Here is a 15008-nt window from a genome sequence, read left to right on the forward strand (position 1 = left end):
CGCTCACCCTTTAAACTATGAATACTTTTGTGAGCTTAAAAATTGGTGGCTTGATTTTAGGCTTTCGAAAATGTCCCCTTTGCTAATGTCCTGCTCCACAAACCAATGCTTCAAACCTGCTTTCTTGCGGGCAGCAAAGATCTTGGCAAAGTCAATAGTACCATTGCCCACTTCGGTAATTTCTCCTGCAGTAGACATATCTTTTACATGCCATAGCGGGAATCGGCCCGGGTACTTGTCAAAATACGCCAACGGATCCTTGCCGGCTTTATAAATCCAGTACAGGTCTAACTCCATCTTTACCAAATTGGCATCTGTTTTATTCAGCAAATGGTCATAAGCCAGTGTGTCTCCGAACTTTTCAAATTCAAACTCATGGTTATGATAAATAAACTGAATGCCTGATCCCTTGGTTACTTCTCCGCAGCTATTTAATAAATCGGGTAATGCGGTATAAATTTCATTGGTTCTTTCATTGGGGAATAAGTAAGAACAGCCCATGTATTTCGCATCAATCGCTGCCAGATCATCCACGGTTTGTTTCCAATTGTCCTGTAAACTGCCCTTCATTTTCATGCCATACCCCGAAACATGGTGAGAGCTGATCACTTTCATGTCTGTATTGGCCAAAATGGTCTTGAACTCCTTGGGTGTTTTGCCAAAGAAAGTTCCGTTGTAGCCATATATTTCCAATTGGTTATAACCAATACTGCGCAGCTTTCTCAGCGTTCCTTCTAAATCTTTGGCAACGGCATCTCTTACCGAAAAGAGCTGCATGGCAAAGTTTTTGGGCTTTTTGGATTGAGCAAACACGTCGCCCAGGCCAACACTAAGCGCTCCAAGGGCAACAGACTGGATAAATTGACTTCTTTTCATGTCCTCAATTTAGTTAATTCTGTTCAAATATGGGGGCAGACAATACATCGCAGCCCCAACTGGTTTTTTCAAAAAATGAATTTATGATCTCGCAAATTTCATTAGTAAATCATATTCACCTTTATCTGCTTTCCTAATTGCCGTAAGATATTGTTCTCTAATATCCAAGTTATCCGAAAGATTTGCTCCACCCCAAGAAAATACAGATTGTTTGTAGATTTTTTCTATAACTAAATCTGCTATCATACGGCTATGACGTCCGTTGCCATTTGGGAAGCAATGTATACTTACTATTCTATGTTTTATTCGTATTGCAACTTCATCGGGTTCATATATATTGTGTTCAACCCAATATTTGGCATCGTCTAATAATGTCCTTAATGCAATAGCAATTTCTTGTTTGTCTACACCTATGTTCTTATTTGTTTTTCTGAATTTACCAGCCCAACTCCAAACCCTACCGTACATTTTTCTATGGAGATCCTGAATAAATGATTCTGAAAGAATTTGTTCCAGTTTAAATTTTCTAGTCAAGCTCCACTGTATTGCATCTTCTATGTTTTGTTGTTCAAACTCGTCTAATTCTTCTCTTGTAGAAATAGATTTTATCAATAGACCATCTTTCTCATCTTCGTCGAGTGGGGTTTGGCCATCATTGTATATCATATTTAGTCCCATAGAATTTTAGGTGTATTTTTAATAATTTCTGCTGCCCTTTCTTTTATTGCAGTTTCAATACGTTTTTTTGAATTTGCTTGATCTTCTAATTTCATAGAAGTGGAAGTTCGTAACACAATTTTTGTAGCGATTTCTAAAGCCTTCTTTTCAATCATTAGTTCCAGGCTTCCCTCGGTAGGAATAAATCCATAAACAAACTTCATATCCATAGCATTTGCGATTTCTTGCATTGCTTTTATTGTGATAGCACCTTCTTTTTCGCGTTTTTCTATATCCATAACAGCTTGTTTGGTAATGGATAGTTTTTTGCCTAATTGTTCCATAGACATGCCAATCCCAGTGCGAATTGTTTTAATCCAACCTAAAGAAGGCAATATAAAATGCTGTAAATCAGTAAATTTTGCCATTTTTTCATTCAGTTGCTGAAACTGAAGCTTTGTATTTTTCATAAAGTAAAGTTTAAGCTTGACTTATTCATTACAAAAGTAAATATATTACTTTACATAAACAAATAAAAAGTAAAGTCATGTATTTACTTTTTAAGCATTGTTAATTGCCAAATAAAAAGTGAATCTCGAATTATCATTAATTAAATAAAGTTTTTCTTAAATATCTTTAAATCATGAAAGCTAAACAGTCATTGAAGTTGGGTAAAGTAGATCTGAATATCAAAACTGAAAACATTAGTCCTAAGGTTAAAAGCTTATCAGGCATTGTGAAATTGCCTAAAAACTTTGATGAGAAAAAGGAGTATCAGAATCATTTAGAAAAAAAATACGGGGTATGATTTGCTAATTCTTTTCAGTGATCTGTCAATTTTCACTTTAAAATTCAACACTCACTTTTCTGTAATTTGAGCGATAGTTGAAGTAATTATTGGTAAGTTTAAGGTAAACCATTCTGGAAGTTCATTTATTGCAACAGAAGAAAAGCATTTCCCCTTTTTCATCACAGCTAATCCTATATGTTCAATACCAGAAGTATCAAGAATTGTAACAGAATCAAAAATCTTAAAATACTGGTCTAATTTTTCTAGATTCCCATAAAAATTAGAAGATAAGGTAAAAGGGTCAACATAATGACCGCCTTCTTGAGCTCTTCCGATTACACGAGTTTCAGAAAGAGCAGTGTCCGTTAAACCAAAAAAAATTAGATGTATTTTATATCCAGACTCCATAAACTTTTGAGGTATACTCCAAGTTGCATCATTCGTAAAGTGACCTTCATATGCAAAATCTTGATTGTATTCTAAAGCAGTATTGACTAATTGGTCAAAGGTAGTTTCAACAAATTCTGCTGCAAGTTTTTTACACTCTTTGTGTGACTTTATGCCATTTACCCAAAACTCGCTTCTTTTCTTCATAAAGAGTTTATCACCATCAAAAATCGAGCTTCTTAAATGAGTGGGAATATATTCAGGCCCTACAGATGATTTACCGGCACCATTAGAACCCGTTATGATGTAAAGAAGGGGCATCTTACTTTACTTCTGAGAAGTGAAAACGTTTTCTTAAATGTGTGGCCTCTGTCTTTGATAATTCACGAACCACATCAATGTCTCTTGATGAATGAACAACAGTAATTAATTTAATACTGCCATTTGGGTATTCAAGGTAGCATTGGTTGGTGGATAATTCTTTTACGTTAATCATAAATGGAAGACCACTTCTGAGTTTATGTTCACGAAGTTTTTTTACTGCATTGGTCCCTTTTTTACTAGCTATTTTAACTATAGACATAACGCGAATTTACTATTAATTAGCCATTTTTTTGAGAAATAAATTGTCAAAGTAAACCTAATTATGAGTTGTTAGAAAGGTATATACACATTAAAATAAGTCTTTTGACATAAAAACCTTTAAACCTGTCTAAAAGCCTTGTTTTTTGTGTTTCTGGAGGCTATTAAATTGGCTATCTTTGCAGCCGCTTAATCCTTTTGGGGATGTTTGAATTTTAGTTTTGAGGCATTTAATTTTTGCGAAGCAAAAATTAGCTAACGAAAAACTGAAATTCAAATACCTCAAAGAAATTTAAATACATGAAATATTTAAAAATACTACTACTAATCACTATCGCAGCCAGCTGTAAGACAGTGAAGAAAGTAGCCACCATCCAAGAAGCCATCGACAAAAAAGACACTACCCAAACCGTAGTCATCACCGAAACCCCCAAAGTAGACTCCGCCGCTATTGTCCGCAATATCATGGAGAAAGTGGTGACCAACAATATTCAGTTCAAGACCTTCAATGCCAAAATAAAAGTGGACTATGAAAGTGCAGAGAACAGTGATAGCTATACAGGATATTTAAGCATTGCCAAAGACTCATTGATTTATATCAGAATCCGCGGCTCATTCCTGGGCATTTCTGCGGAGGGATTACAGGTAAAAATTACCAAAGACTCTGTGGTACTGGTGAAGAAAGTGGGAGAGAAATATGTACAATATCGCACCATCGATTACCTGAAGGAAGCTACTCAGATTCCCTTTGACTTTTCTACTTTACAAGACCTGTTGATTGGCAATCCCGTTTTCATGACCAACAATATTGTTTCCTACAGAGATGGTCCTACTACTTTGTCGGTATTGATGGTGGGTGAAATTTTTAAACACCTGATTTCTCTTTCGAACGAAGACTTTAAAGTGGTGCACAGCAAGCTCGACGACGTGGATATTCAGCGGAATCGTACTTGTGCCATCAGTTTCAGCAATTATCAGCCCATGGGAACGTATCAGTTTGCCACACAGCGTAAAATAGTGGTGGCTGAAAAGAGTAAACTCGATATCAACCTTGATTTTAAAGAGTTCTCCTTAAACGAACCGTTAAAATATGCTTTCGAAATTCCTAAAAATTACAAACGAAAGTAATTTAGGGATAGTTTTAACGTTTATTGTTTGAACTTGGGGCAGTGAGAATCTGGAATCATCAAAATCTTTACAAATCTTTTTTAATAAATAGCTATGTTGAAACAAGTCTTTTCTCTTTTGGTAGTGCTGCTGGTGAGTGGCTTTGCAGCCGTGGCGCAAAACAGAGAAGAATTGCAGAAACAAAAGCAGAGCATTGAAAGAGAACTGGCCGAACTCAACCAATTGTACCGCGAAACCCAGAAGAACACCAAATCTTCTGTGAAGCAACTGGCCATCATCAAAAGAAAAATCAATGCGCGTGAAGCCCTGATCAATGGTATCAACCGTGAAGTAAAGCAACTGGATGAAACCATTTATTTAAACGAGCGCGACATCTACAGACTCCGCAAGGAATTGGATACCCTGAAAGTGAAATACGCCAAGAGCATTGTATTCGCTTATAAAAACAGAAGTAGCTACGAATACCTGAATTTTCTTTTTTCTGCCAGCAATTTTAATGATGCTTTAAAGCGTGCTGCTTATTTGAAAAGTTATCGCCAGAACCGCGAAACCCAGGCCAGTGCCATTGTGCAGAGCGAGAAAATGTTGCAGGATAAAATTGGTGTATTGAGTGCCAATAAAAAAGAGCGTTTGAGCACGCTGGAAGTGCAGAACAAGCAATTGTTGGATCTGGAGCAGGATAAAAAAGAACAGGACCAGGTGGTTGCTCAATTAAAAGGAAAAGAGAAAGAACTGAATAAACAGATTCGCGATAAAGAGAACCAGCGTCAGAAAGTGGCCGTTGCCATCAATGCGGTGATCCGTCGTGAAATTGAAGAGGCTAAAAAGAGGGAAGAAGCCAAGCGTTTGAAAGCGTTGGAAGATGCCCGTAAATTAAAAGCGGCCCAGGATGCAGCAGCAGCGCAGGCTGCGGCCGATAAGAAAAGTGCTGCTGGCAAACCTGGGAGTGGCAATGCTGCTGGAAACAATGCCGCCAATACAGTGGCCGCCAACGGTTCAAGTGCAGGCAATAGCGGCAGTTCTAATCCCCCCAAACCAACTTTAAATGACGCTACTACAGGCGTTGCTTCTGCTTCCAAAGACAGAACCTATTCTCCGTTAGAATCTACGCCGGAGGGCATGGAGTTGTCGCTGAATTTTGAGAACAATAAAGGTCGCTTGCCCTGGCCGGTAAGCAATGGGGTTGTTACGGTTGGATTTGGAACGCAGAGTTATGCGGGCACCAAGTTGATGCAGAAATCGGATGGTTTAGAGATTGCCGTTCCAGTTGGTTCTGCGGTACGTTGTGTAGCTGACGGGGAAGTAGTTTATGCAGGAGAAGTGGCCGATGAAAATATTGTACTCGTTAAGCATGGTAAATATTTTACGGGCTATAAAAATTTATCTTCTGTTGCCGTATCCCGCGACCAGAAAGTAAAAGCGGGAACCGTATTGGGTAAGTCGGGTACTTCCATTGATGGAGAAGGCGGCATCTTATTCATGATCATGAACGATAAGAGTGTGGCACAGAATCCTGCGCCTTGGTTGCGGTCGAAGTAATTTCTGTATCTTGTTGCAAAGCTTTTTATGCAACAATATATTCTTTCTTTTGATCAGGGAACCACGAGTAGCCGTGCCATTTTATTTGATAAAAACGGTGCGATTTTTTCTACTGCACAAAAAGAATTTACGCAAATATTTCCGCAACCCGGTTGGGTAGAGCACGATGCCAATGAAATCTGGAGCACGCAAATTGGTGTGGCTGCGGAAGCCATTACCAAAGCGGGTTTGAGCATTCAGAATATCGCAGCCATTGGCATTACCAATCAGCGGGAGACCACTGTGGTTTGGAATAAAACAACAGGTGTGCCGGTGTACAATGCCATTGTGTGGCAGGACAGAAGAACAGCCAATTATTGTGATCAGCTCAAAGCAGCCGGACATGCGGCTACCATTCAGGAAAAAACAGGGTTGATTGTAGACGCCTATTTTTCTGCGACCAAAGTAAAATGGATTTTAGATAATGTAGTTGGTGCACGAGCCATGGCAGAGCAAGGCGAACTGATCATGGGTACGATTGATACCTGGCTGGTTTGGAAACTCACGAATGGTCAAGTGCATGTAACCGATGTGTCGAATGCATCACGCACCATGCTATACAATATTCATTCCCTGCAGTGGGATGCCGATTTGCTGAAGCTCTTCGATATTCCGGCAGCCATGCTCCCCCAGGTAAAAAGTTCCAGTGAAGTATACGGAGTTACCCAAAGCATTCTGACTTCGCATCCCGTACCCATTGCAGGCATTGCGGGCGATCAGCAGGCAGCTTTATTTGGTCAGCAATGCACCCAACCTGGTATGGTGAAGAATACTTACGGAACGGGTTGTTTTATGTTGATGAATACGGGAGAGAAGCCCGTTCGTTCCACCAATCAATTGCTTACGACCATTTCCTGGCAAGTGAATGGGGCGACGCAATACGCACTGGAAGGTTCGGTGTTTATTGCAGGGGCCGTGGTGCAATGGTTGCGCGATGGCTTACAGATTATTCGTTCTTCTTCGGAAGTGGAAACCCTTGCTTCGCAAGTATCTTCATCCGATGGCGTATATGTGGTTCCGGCTTTTGCGGGATTAGGAGCGCCCTATTGGAATCAACATGCACGCGGTACCATTGTGGGTATTACGCGTGGCACTACGCGTGCGCATATTGCCCGTGCTGCGGTGGATAGTATTGCTTATCAAACCATGGATGTGCTCAAAGCGATGGAAGCCGATGCAGGCATTTCAATTAAAGAATTACGTGTTGATGGCGGTGCTACGGTTAACAATAGCTTAATGCAGTTTCAAAGCGATTTATTGCAAACTTCGGTGGTGCGTCCTACTACGGTGGAAACCACTGCACTGGGTGCGGCTTATTTAGCCGGATTGGCTGTGGGCTACTGGGGCTCTGTTTCAGAGATTCAAAGCATCTGGGAGCGTGACCGTGTGTTTACGCCTGCCATGTCTTTGGCTTCACGCGACGAACTCGCGGCTGGCTGGGCCAAAGCGGTTGGGGCGGCGATGAATTATTGATAAATTATATGTAAATAGATATAAATTTGGATATTTTTATATAATTATATCTAAAAGCGTATAATTAAACTAAAATCACTAAATTTATATTCAAAAGCATATAGAATGAATCCCATTGCCGTATTTGTAAAGCAAAGAAGAAAGCAATTAAAACTGACACAGGAAGAATTTGCCTTGCGCGCAGGGGTGGCATTGGTGGTCATTAGAAAAATTGAACAAGGGAAGGATAACCTGAACTTATCTAAAGTAAATCAAGTATTGAAAATGTTTGGACATACTGTAGGTCCTGTAAGTGAGAAATAAATGAGACAAGCAATTATTAAATACAACGATGCTGAATGTGGTACACTAAAAGAGTTGGATAATGGTGAATACGAATTTACCTACAGTGAAATGCATGTAAAAAATCATCCAGATTTATTTGTCAGTTTTACTATGCCTGTTCGCAAACAACCCTATGTAAGTAAGAGGTTGTTCCCTTTTTTTGATGGACTGATTCCTGAGGGTTGGTTGTTGAATATTGCATCAGAAAGTTGGAAAATTAATAAGTTAGACCGCATGGGACTATTATTGGCCTGCTGTCAAAATACGATTGGTGCAGTGAGTGTTCATCCAATAAATGAATCAGTTGATGCGTAAATGTTTGTATTGTTATGCTGAATTAGAGGATACAGTAGTAGGCGATTATCATGCCGCCTGTAGTAAAAAATTTTACGGAATAGCTGTTGCGCCCAAGCTTCCATACCAATTAGATGAAATGGAAAAATTGGCAAAAGATATTGTTGATTTATCCATTACAGTTCCTGGGGTTCAGCCCAAATTGTCCTTGGGTTCATTAAAAGAGAAATTGGAAAATGGTCAGGTAAATCGGTTGACCATTTTGAATGCGTTGGATGGTAGCTATATTTTAAAACCTCCGAATACATTGTATAGTGAAATGCCAGAGAATGAACATCTGTCGATGAAACTGGCGGAGCTATTTAAAATAACTGTTGTTCCTTCAAGCTTAATCAGACTGGCTTCTGGCGAATTGTGTTATATCACCAAACGAATTGATCGGAAAGCCAATGGTGCAAAAGTGCATATGATTGACTTTTTGCAAATATTTGAATTAGAAGATAAATACCTGGGAACAATGGAAATGCTGGGTAAAAAAATTGGCGAATTATCCGTGAATACTTTAATGGATAAACTACGCTTTTTTGAACTGGCTGTTTTCAATTTTATCATTGGAAACAACGATATGCACTTGAAAAACTTTTCTATGATTTTAAGTGAGTATGGGTGGACCTTATCTCCAGCTTATGATTTGATCAATGTTAAAATAATACTACCTAAAGATCAAGAGGATACTGCTTTAAAATTGGGCGGTAAAAAGAAGAATTTCAACAGAGGTTATTTTGATCGATTGGGGAAAGTGCTAGAACTGAATGATAAACAGATTGGATCTGTTTATCAAAAATCACAAACCTGGTTGCCAGATGCTGTCCATTTAATTGAGCAATCATTTTTAGAGAAAGCTGCTAAGAAAGGATATATTGATTTGATTGAGAAAAGGGTTTTAACCTTCGAAGTATGAATTTGAAAATGGAGCTCCTAAGGGTGCTTAAGATTTACTCAATATGTTGAGTAATTTTACTCAGTACATTGAGTAAAAACGGTGGCCTGCTCCAACTATATGATAATCAATTTCTTATAAACATGCTTCTATTTTATCAATCAATAGAATTCAATTTATCGATCATAAAGAACTTCTATTGATTGATAAATGATAGTTTTATGAGCGATAAATTAGAATATTGGATACTATATATGATATTGTGATTATTGGCGGCGGCGCAACGGGTTGCGGCGCCGCGGTAGATGCAGCTTCGCGCGGATACAAAACTTTACTCGTTGAACAATACGACTTTGGGAAAGGCACTTCCAGCCGCTCCACTAAGTTGGTGCATGGGGGAGTGCGGTATTTGGCGCAGGGGAATATTAAATTGGTGCGCGAGGCGTTAGCCGAGCGCGGTAGGTTACTCAAAAATGCGCCGCATGTGACCGGTACACAACCCTTTGTGGTGCCGGTTTTCAGCCTCTGGGAAAAATTCTATTATAGTGTTGGATTAAAAGTGTACGATATTCTTTCGGGTAAATTATCGCTGGGCAAAACCCAATTGCTATCAAAGAAAAAAACTTTGGAACTATTGCCCGCGTTGAATCCTACAAAATTGGTGGGCGGTATTTTATATTACGATGGTCAATTCAACGATGCAGAACTTTGCATTGATTTGGTGCATACGGCCGTGCGTCATGGTGCGGAAGTAATCAATTATACCAAGGCCGTTGGGTTTGTTAAAGAGAAGGGCGTGATTGTAGGGGTGGAGTTGGAAGACACGCTGGGTGGGGCGCGACGGGTGGTGCGCTGTAAAACGGTGATTAACGCAACGGGTGTTTTTACTGATGCGGTTTTACAAATGGATGATCCGCATGCCGATACGCTTGTATATCCTTCGCAGGGCATTCACTTAGTAATTGATGCCAAACATTTTAAGGGAACCAATGCCCTCATGATTCCCAAGACCGATGATGGAAGAGTATTGTTCGCGGTTCCCTGGCAGGGCAAAGTGGTGGTGGGTACCACCGATACCCATGTAGATCATATTGACGCCGAGCCACTGCCGCTCGCAGAAGAAATTATTTTTTTACTCGATCATTTCAATCGCTATTGCAATGCACAACTCACCAAAGCAGATGTGCTTAGTGTTTTTGTGGGATTAAGACCGCTCGTAAAAGCAGCGGGCACAACGGTTTCGTCCATGCTCTCTCGCGATCATACTTTGGTGGTTTCTCCGAGTAAAATGGTGACCATCACGGGCGGCAAGTGGACCACCTACCGAAAAATGGCGGAAGATGCAGTGAACAATGCGGTGTTTGTGGGGAAACTCGATGGCGCCGGATGCGTGACCAAAGAGTTGCCGATTGGGGATATGGGTGCGGCAAAGAAATTGGCGGAGCAATTGGTGGCGGCGGATCCTGCGATGGACGTGCAACTAGCCTCCGCAATTCGTGTAGTGGATGTGGTGGTTGCGGCGCGCTGCAACTATGTTAAAACCGTGGAAGATTTTCTAGCGCGCCGCAATAGACTGCTCTTCCTAGATGCCAGAGCCGCCATTGAATTAGCTCCTGCTGTCGCCAAAATTTTACAGAAAGAATTGGGCTGGTCCGATGCACAAACAGAAGCACAGGTTCAATCCTTTATTCAATTGGCCCAACAGTATATCGTCCATTAAAATGCGACGCACCGCAATAGAATAATCGCTAAATTCAAACCATGAATGCATTCATCGCTGAACTTTTAGGAACGGCCATCATCATTGCTTTTGGTAATGGGGTGGTGGCCAATGTGGTTTTACAAAAAACCAAAGGAAACAATGGAGGGTTAATTGCCATTACTTTTGGCTGGAGCATGGCCGTTTTTATTGGGGTGTATATAGCAGCTGCTTCCAGCGGAGCACACTTGAATTCGGCTGTTACCATTGGGTTAGCGGCTTTGGGAAAATTTGAATGGTCCCTGGTGCCAACTTATTTGTTGGCGCAATTGTTGGGTGCTATGCTCGGCCAGTTAGTGGTCTTCATTATGTACAAAGATCATTTTAATAGCAGCGAAGGATTGGCTCAAAGAGTTTGCTTCTGCACCGATCCTGCGATTCGCAATCCAACCCAAAATTTTATCACCGAATTTTTAGCTACGATGATTTTCATGATCGCCGTTTTGTTTATCACAAAAGGAGAACATGCACTGGGGTCTTTTGATGCACTGCCCGTTGCGTTGGTGGTATTGGGAATCGGCTTAAGTTTTGGCGGCCCTACGGGTTATGCCATCAATCCCGCCAGAGACCTGGGTCCTCGTATCATGCACGCCATTTTGCCCATGAAAAATAAAGCAGACACCGATTGGGGCTATGCTTGGGTTCCTATAGCGGGCCCTATTCTTGGCGCATTGGCAGCAGGTTTTATTTTTAGTGCTATTTAATGAAAGGCAACTTAAACTGCATCTTGCTCACTTTCTTTTTCTTGATTACGGTTGGATGGTGTTGAAATTCCTGGTAATAGATTTTCAATAGTATCAGAAAGTAAGAAATAATTAAGGGGCCGAAGATTAATCCCGTTATGCCAAAATATTGCAAGCCCATGATTACCCCCAACAGGGTAACCAATGGATGAACGTCTGCCATTTTTTTAGCCAGTACAAATCTTACTACATTGTCCATTACGCCCATTACCAGTGAACCCCAGGCGATTAATCCAATGCCCAATCCTAGATCGATATTGGCCATGATATATATACTTACCGGTACCCAAATTACACCCGCACCTACAATGGGAATTACCGATGCCAAGCCAGTGAGTACACCCCAGAAACCAGGCTCTGGTAATCCCACCCATAAATAATACAACCAGGCTAAACCTCCTTGTATCAAAGCAATAAGCGGAACTCCAATGGCATTGCTCACGGTCTGCGCCCTGAGTTCGTTGGCAAACAACATGATTTTCTCGCGCTTGAAGGGCAAATAAAATACAATGGCGGCTTCCATTCTGTTCAGATTCGTAATCATAAAGAACAAAATAAAATACATCATGCCCATGGCACTTAACAAGTGCAGCCCCTGATTTAAAATACTACTAATAAAATCGGTAAAATAGTTTTGGATTCCACTTAGGTTTTTTTCGGACAAGAGTTCAAATTGGTATTCTACTTTTAGTTTTTCATCCAGCTGTTTCAAAGGAGCTAAAAATGCATCGGTATTTCCCACAATCAACAATGCTTTTTGATACAACATGCCCGCTAAAAAAGACAATGGGAGTAGGATGATAAAAAAGGAGATCACAATGACTAAAATGGCGGCAGCTGTTTTGCTCCAGTTTCTTTTCTTCACCAAAATTTCTACACTGGGCTTACTCAATACGTAGAAAATAACAGCAGCAAGGAATGCAGTGAAAAATTGCTTCAGCGTATAAAACAAAAACGCAGCGAACAACAACATGACGCCGAGAAAAATATAGCGGTTTATTTTATGGTCTTGGAGCATTTTTCGTAACTTGTATCAAATGTATTATTTATGAGCGAGAACAATAAATTCATTTCTGGTTTATTACTGGGAGTGTTGGCGGGTTCAGCATTGGCTTTGTACCTGAGTTCCGATAAAGGAAAAGAGTTATTGGCGAATATGAATATTGATACGGACGAAATAAAAGAAGATATGCAGGAAACCTATGGTAAAGCCAAGGAGAATGTGGAAGAGCTGCTGGCCAAAGCCAAACAGCTGGTGAAAGAATTAGAAAATAAAGTTTCAGAAGCCTAATCTTTTATATGTCCGACAATCAAAATTTTTTTAACGAAGCCAAACAGGAACTGGAAGATTATATTCAGAACCGGATCCTGCTTGCGAAAATGCAGGTGGCCGATAAAGTCAGTGATAAAGTGGCGGCTGGCGCCCTCATGACCATTCTGGGTGTTTTGCTTGTCTTTGCCCTTATTTTCGGGGGGATCATGACTGCCTACTATCTAACGGACCTTACGGGCAGCCTGGTGAAGGGCTTCGGGTATGTGGCTGCTTTTTTCCTGGGATTGGCCTTATTAGTGCTGATTTTCCGGAAAGCCATTGCTGGAGGGGTCCGCAATTCCATCATCAAGAATCTTTTTAAGTAACCAACCTCATTGCAATAACATGCCTGTTTTTACGCCTCCGACCATCAGCAACCAGGAAGAACTCCGGAAAGCCATCGCCCAGCTAAAAGGGCACCTGGCCAGTCAGGAGAAGGACCTGGGTGAGCGGGCAGCTAAAATCCCTCAGCAACTCTTTAAAAAAGCTGCCGGAGCCATTGTTCCTGCGGTTTTAACCACTGCCAGCCTGGCCGGGGCATGGAATATTTTAAAACTGGTTCCTGTGGCCCAGTCCATCTTTTCAATTTTCAAGAAAAAAAGGGCTAGTTCCTTCGCCTTTTTTGTGGCTTACCCTTACCTTTGCGGCCAAATCAACCATTTATGGCAACAACAGGGAAGATTAAACAAATCATTGGTGCGGTTGTAGACGTTCATTTTCAGGACAGTACATTGCCTGAAATCTACAATGCCTTAGAGATAACCAAGGAAAACGGTGATAAGCTGGTACTTGAGGTACAGCAGCACCTTGGAGAAGATAGTGTACGTACCATTGCGATGGACGGTACCGAAGGTTTAGTAAGAGGTATGGCTGTAGTGGATACAGGAAAAGCCATTGCTATGCCAATTGGAGAAGGCATCAACGGTCGTTTGTTTAATGTAACTGGAGATGCTATCGATGGTCTTCCTCAATTGGATAAGAGCAACGGTCGTCCAATCCACGCTAAGCCTCCAACCTTTGAAAACCTAAGTACGGCAACAGAAGTGTTGTTTACCGGTATTAAAGTAATCGACCTTATTGAACCTTATGCAAAGGGTGGTAAGATTGGTTTGTTCGGTGGTGCGGGTGTAGGTAAAACCGTATTGATTCAGGAATTGATCAACAATATCGCGAAAGGTCACGGTGGTCTTTCTGTATTCGCTGGTGTGGGTGAGCGTACTCGTGAGGGTAACGACTTATTGCGTGAGATGATTGAAGCGGGTATCATGAAATATGGTGATAGCTTTAAGCATAGCATGGAAGAAGGTGGATGGGATCTTTCTAAGGTTGACTTAGAAGGATTGAAAGATTCAAAAGCTACTTTCGTATTCGGTCAGATGAACGAACCTCCAGGAGCTCGTGCTCGTGTGGCTTTAAGTGGTTTAACTATTGCGGAATACTTCCGTGATGGAGATGGTACAGGAAAAGGTAAGGACATCTTGTTCTTCGTTGATAATATCTTCCGTTTCACTCAGGCAGGATCTGAAGTATCTGCGTTGTTAGGTCGTATGCCTTCAGCGGTAGGTTACCAGCCAACCCTTGCAACTGAAATGGGATTGATGCAAGAGCGTATCACTTCTACTAAGAATGGTTCTATCACTTCTGTACAGGCGGTTTACGTACCTGCGGATGACTTGACTGACCCTGCTCCTGCAACTACTTTTGCTCACCTGGATGCAACTACGGTATTAAGCCGTAAGATTGCCGACTTAGGTATCTATCCTGCGGTGGATCCATTGGATTCTACTTCTCGTATCCTTACACCTGCGATCGTGGGTGAAGCGCACTACGAGTGTGCCAACCGTGTGAAGTTGATTCTTCAGCGTTACAAGGAACTACAGGATATCATTGCCATCCTTGGTATGGATGAATTGAGCGAAGAAGATAAAATGACCGTACAGCGTGCTCGTAAAGTACAGCGTTTCTTATCTCAGCCTTTCCACGTAGCTGAACAGTTCACTGGTTTGAAAGGTGTATTCGTAAGCATCGATGATACCATCAAAGGTTTCAACGCCATCATGGACGGTGAAGTAGATGAGTATCCTGAAGCAGCCTTCAACTTAGTAGGTACTTTGGATGATGCTATTGAGAAGGGTAAGAAAATGATCGAAGCAGCAAAAGGATAA

The 15008-nt window shown here is 41.2% G+C and carries 19 protein-coding genes; 13 read left to right on the forward strand and 6 right to left on the reverse strand.

Annotation, left to right across the window (positions count from 1 at the left end; genetic code table 11):
• Positions 1 to 15: 15 nt before the first annotated feature.
• The 3 genes from F777_RS0106005 to F777_RS0106015 all read right to left on the reverse strand — a co-directional run bounded on the left by F777_RS0106005 (position 16) and on the right by F777_RS0106015 (position 2003).
• Positions 16 to 876 (reverse strand): sugar phosphate isomerase/epimerase family protein, encoded by an 861-nt coding sequence (locus F777_RS0106005; RefSeq protein WP_026751244.1) that lies wholly within the window; start codon positions 874 to 876, stop codon positions 16 to 18.
• Between the two features lie 81 nt (positions 877 to 957).
• Positions 958 to 1554, reverse strand: coding sequence for a mobile mystery protein B (locus F777_RS0106010; protein ID WP_026751245.1), 597 nt, complete (start codon positions 1552 to 1554; stop codon positions 958 to 960).
• The gene (locus tag F777_RS0106015; RefSeq protein WP_026751246.1) at positions 1545 to 2003 is read right to left on the reverse strand and encodes a mobile mystery protein A; all 459 of its coding nucleotides are present in this window, start codon (positions 2001 to 2003) and stop codon (positions 1545 to 1547) included. The genes F777_RS0106010 and F777_RS0106015 overlap by 10 nt, the downstream gene beginning before the upstream one ends.
• A 173-nt stretch (positions 2004 to 2176) precedes the next feature.
• Here F777_RS0106015 and F777_RS17990 point away from each other — a divergent pair, with 173 nt between their 5' ends.
• A complete protein-coding gene (locus tag F777_RS17990) occupies positions 2177 to 2341 on the forward strand; it encodes a DUF6364 family protein (RefSeq protein WP_161631491.1) in 165 nt (54 codons plus the stop codon).
• 51 nt (positions 2342 to 2392) lie between these two features.
• On the opposite strand, the gene F777_RS17785 is transcribed toward F777_RS17990, so the two are convergent.
• Together F777_RS17785 and F777_RS0106030 are read right to left on the reverse strand one after the other, a co-directional pair.
• Positions 2393 to 3031 (reverse strand): zeta toxin family protein, encoded by a 639-nt coding sequence (locus F777_RS17785; RefSeq protein WP_026751247.1) that lies wholly within the window; start codon positions 3029 to 3031, stop codon positions 2393 to 2395.
• A gap of 1 nt (position 3032) precedes the next feature.
• Complete coding sequence (locus tag F777_RS0106030; protein ID WP_026751248.1) at positions 3033 to 3293, reverse strand: hypothetical protein; 261 nt, start codon at positions 3291 to 3293, stop codon at positions 3033 to 3035.
• 299 nt (positions 3294 to 3592) lie between these two features.
• On the opposite strand from F777_RS0106030, the gene F777_RS0106035 reads away from it, so the two are divergent.
• From F777_RS0106035 to F777_RS0106070, 8 genes are all read left to right on the forward strand, one after another.
• Complete coding sequence (locus F777_RS0106035; protein WP_026751249.1) at positions 3593 to 4420, forward strand: lipoprotein insertase outer membrane protein LolB1; 828 nt, start codon at positions 3593 to 3595, stop codon at positions 4418 to 4420.
• Positions 4421 to 4513: 93 nt separating this feature from the next.
• A complete protein-coding gene (locus F777_RS0106040; protein ID WP_026751250.1) occupies positions 4514 to 5959 on the forward strand; it encodes a murein hydrolase activator EnvC family protein in 1446 nt (481 codons plus the stop codon).
• Positions 5960 to 5986: 27 nt separating this feature from the next.
• The gene (glpK, locus tag F777_RS0106045) at positions 5987 to 7471 is read left to right on the forward strand and encodes a glycerol kinase GlpK (RefSeq protein ID WP_026751251.1); all 1485 of its coding nucleotides are present in this window, start codon (positions 5987 to 5989) and stop codon (positions 7469 to 7471) included.
• 105 nt (positions 7472 to 7576) lie between these two features.
• The gene (locus tag F777_RS0106050; protein ID WP_026751252.1) at positions 7577 to 7774 is read left to right on the forward strand and encodes a helix-turn-helix domain-containing protein; all 198 of its coding nucleotides are present in this window, start codon (positions 7577 to 7579) and stop codon (positions 7772 to 7774) included.
• Positions 7775 to 8110, forward strand: a complete 336-nt coding sequence (locus tag F777_RS0106055; RefSeq protein WP_026751253.1) for a HipA N-terminal domain-containing protein — start codon at positions 7775 to 7777, stop codon at positions 8108 to 8110.
• The gene (locus F777_RS15925; RefSeq protein ID WP_173399628.1) at positions 8103 to 9050 is read left to right on the forward strand and encodes a HipA domain-containing protein; all 948 of its coding nucleotides are present in this window, start codon (positions 8103 to 8105) and stop codon (positions 9048 to 9050) included. Before F777_RS0106055 ends, F777_RS15925 begins: the two co-directional genes overlap by 8 nt.
• Positions 9051 to 9270: 220 nt before the next feature.
• Positions 9271 to 10749 carry a glycerol-3-phosphate dehydrogenase/oxidase gene (locus F777_RS0106065; protein ID WP_201767578.1) on the forward strand — a complete coding sequence of 493 codons (1479 nt, stop codon included), beginning with the start codon at positions 9271 to 9273 and terminating at the stop codon, positions 10747 to 10749.
• 41 nt (positions 10750 to 10790) lie between these two features.
• A complete protein-coding gene (locus tag F777_RS0106070) occupies positions 10791 to 11492 on the forward strand; it encodes an MIP/aquaporin family protein (RefSeq protein ID WP_026751256.1) in 702 nt (233 codons plus the stop codon).
• Here F777_RS0106070 and F777_RS0106075 read toward each other — a convergent pair.
• A complete protein-coding gene (locus F777_RS0106075; protein WP_081720474.1) occupies positions 11485 to 12549 on the reverse strand; it encodes an AI-2E family transporter in 1065 nt (354 codons plus the stop codon). The two genes, F777_RS0106070 and F777_RS0106075, sit on opposite strands and share 8 nt — an antisense overlap.
• A 30-nt stretch (positions 12550 to 12579) precedes the next feature.
• Between F777_RS0106075 and F777_RS15930 the strand changes: the two genes are divergently transcribed.
• The 4 genes from F777_RS15930 to atpD are packed head-to-tail and all read left to right on the forward strand — an operon-like array spanning position 12580 to position 15008.
• Positions 12580 to 12822: a YtxH domain-containing protein gene (locus F777_RS15930; protein WP_026764024.1), complete on the forward strand. Its 243-nt coding sequence runs from the start codon at positions 12580 to 12582 to the stop codon at positions 12820 to 12822.
• An 8-nt stretch (positions 12823 to 12830) separates the two neighbouring features.
• Positions 12831 to 13169, forward strand: coding sequence for a phage holin family protein (locus F777_RS0106085; protein ID WP_026751258.1), 339 nt, complete (start codon positions 12831 to 12833; stop codon positions 13167 to 13169).
• A 19-nt stretch (positions 13170 to 13188) separates the two neighbouring features.
• Positions 13189 to 13551 (forward strand): hypothetical protein, encoded by a 363-nt coding sequence (locus F777_RS0106090; RefSeq protein ID WP_026751259.1) that lies wholly within the window; start codon positions 13189 to 13191, stop codon positions 13549 to 13551.
• The gene (gene atpD / locus F777_RS0106095) at positions 13506 to 15008 is read left to right on the forward strand and encodes a F0F1 ATP synthase subunit beta (RefSeq protein ID WP_026751260.1); all 1503 of its coding nucleotides are present in this window, start codon (positions 13506 to 13508) and stop codon (positions 15006 to 15008) included. Before F777_RS0106090 ends, atpD begins: the two co-directional genes overlap by 46 nt.

The organism is Sediminibacterium sp. C3 (assembly GCF_000508085.1).
In the GTDB taxonomy this organism is placed as follows: Bacteria; Bacteroidota; Bacteroidia; order Chitinophagales; family Chitinophagaceae; genus Sediminibacterium.

Bases quoted from the DNA above. Each gene is read 5' to 3' on its own strand.
- F777_RS15930 (WP_026764024.1), top strand. From the start codon at position 12,580: ATGAGCGAGAACAATAAATTCATTTCTGGTTTATTACTGGGAGTGTTG.
- F777_RS0106035 (WP_026751249.1), top strand. From the start codon at position 3,593: ATGAAATATTTAAAAATACTACTACTAATCACTATCGCAGCCAGCTGT.
- F777_RS0106015 (WP_026751246.1), bottom strand. From the start codon at position 2,003: ATGAAAAATACAAAGCTTCAGTTTCAGCAACTGAATGAAAAAATGGCA.
- F777_RS17785 (WP_026751247.1), bottom strand. From the start codon at position 3,031: ATGCCCCTTCTTTACATCATAACGGGTTCTAATGGTGCCGGTAAATCA.
- F777_RS0106005 (WP_026751244.1), bottom strand. From the start codon at position 876: ATGAAAAGAAGTCAATTTATCCAGTCTGTTGCCCTTGGAGCGCTTAGT.
- F777_RS0106070 (WP_026751256.1), top strand. From the start codon at position 10,791: ATGAATGCATTCATCGCTGAACTTTTAGGAACGGCCATCATCATTGCT.
- atpD (WP_026751260.1), top strand. From the start codon at position 13,506: ATGGCAACAACAGGGAAGATTAAACAAATCATTGGTGCGGTTGTAGAC.
- F777_RS0106090 (WP_026751259.1), top strand. From the start codon at position 13,189: ATGCCTGTTTTTACGCCTCCGACCATCAGCAACCAGGAAGAACTCCGG.
- F777_RS0106010 (WP_026751245.1), bottom strand. From the start codon at position 1,554: ATGGGACTAAATATGATATACAATGATGGCCAAACCCCACTCGACGAA.
- F777_RS0106050 (WP_026751252.1), top strand. From the start codon at position 7,577: ATGAATCCCATTGCCGTATTTGTAAAGCAAAGAAGAAAGCAATTAAAA.
- F777_RS17990 (WP_161631491.1), top strand. From the start codon at position 2,177: ATGAAAGCTAAACAGTCATTGAAGTTGGGTAAAGTAGATCTGAATATC.
- F777_RS0106055 (WP_026751253.1), top strand. From the start codon at position 7,775: ATGAGACAAGCAATTATTAAATACAACGATGCTGAATGTGGTACACTA.
- F777_RS0106085 (WP_026751258.1), top strand. From the start codon at position 12,831: ATGTCCGACAATCAAAATTTTTTTAACGAAGCCAAACAGGAACTGGAA.
- glpK (WP_026751251.1), top strand. From the start codon at position 5,987: ATGCAACAATATATTCTTTCTTTTGATCAGGGAACCACGAGTAGCCGT.
- F777_RS0106030 (WP_026751248.1), bottom strand. From the start codon at position 3,293: ATGTCTATAGTTAAAATAGCTAGTAAAAAAGGGACCAATGCAGTAAAA.
- F777_RS0106075 (WP_081720474.1), bottom strand. From the start codon at position 12,549: ATGCTCCAAGACCATAAAATAAACCGCTATATTTTTCTCGGCGTCATG.
- F777_RS15925 (WP_173399628.1), top strand. From the start codon at position 8,103: ATGCGTAAATGTTTGTATTGTTATGCTGAATTAGAGGATACAGTAGTA.
- F777_RS0106040 (WP_026751250.1), top strand. From the start codon at position 4,514: ATGTTGAAACAAGTCTTTTCTCTTTTGGTAGTGCTGCTGGTGAGTGGC.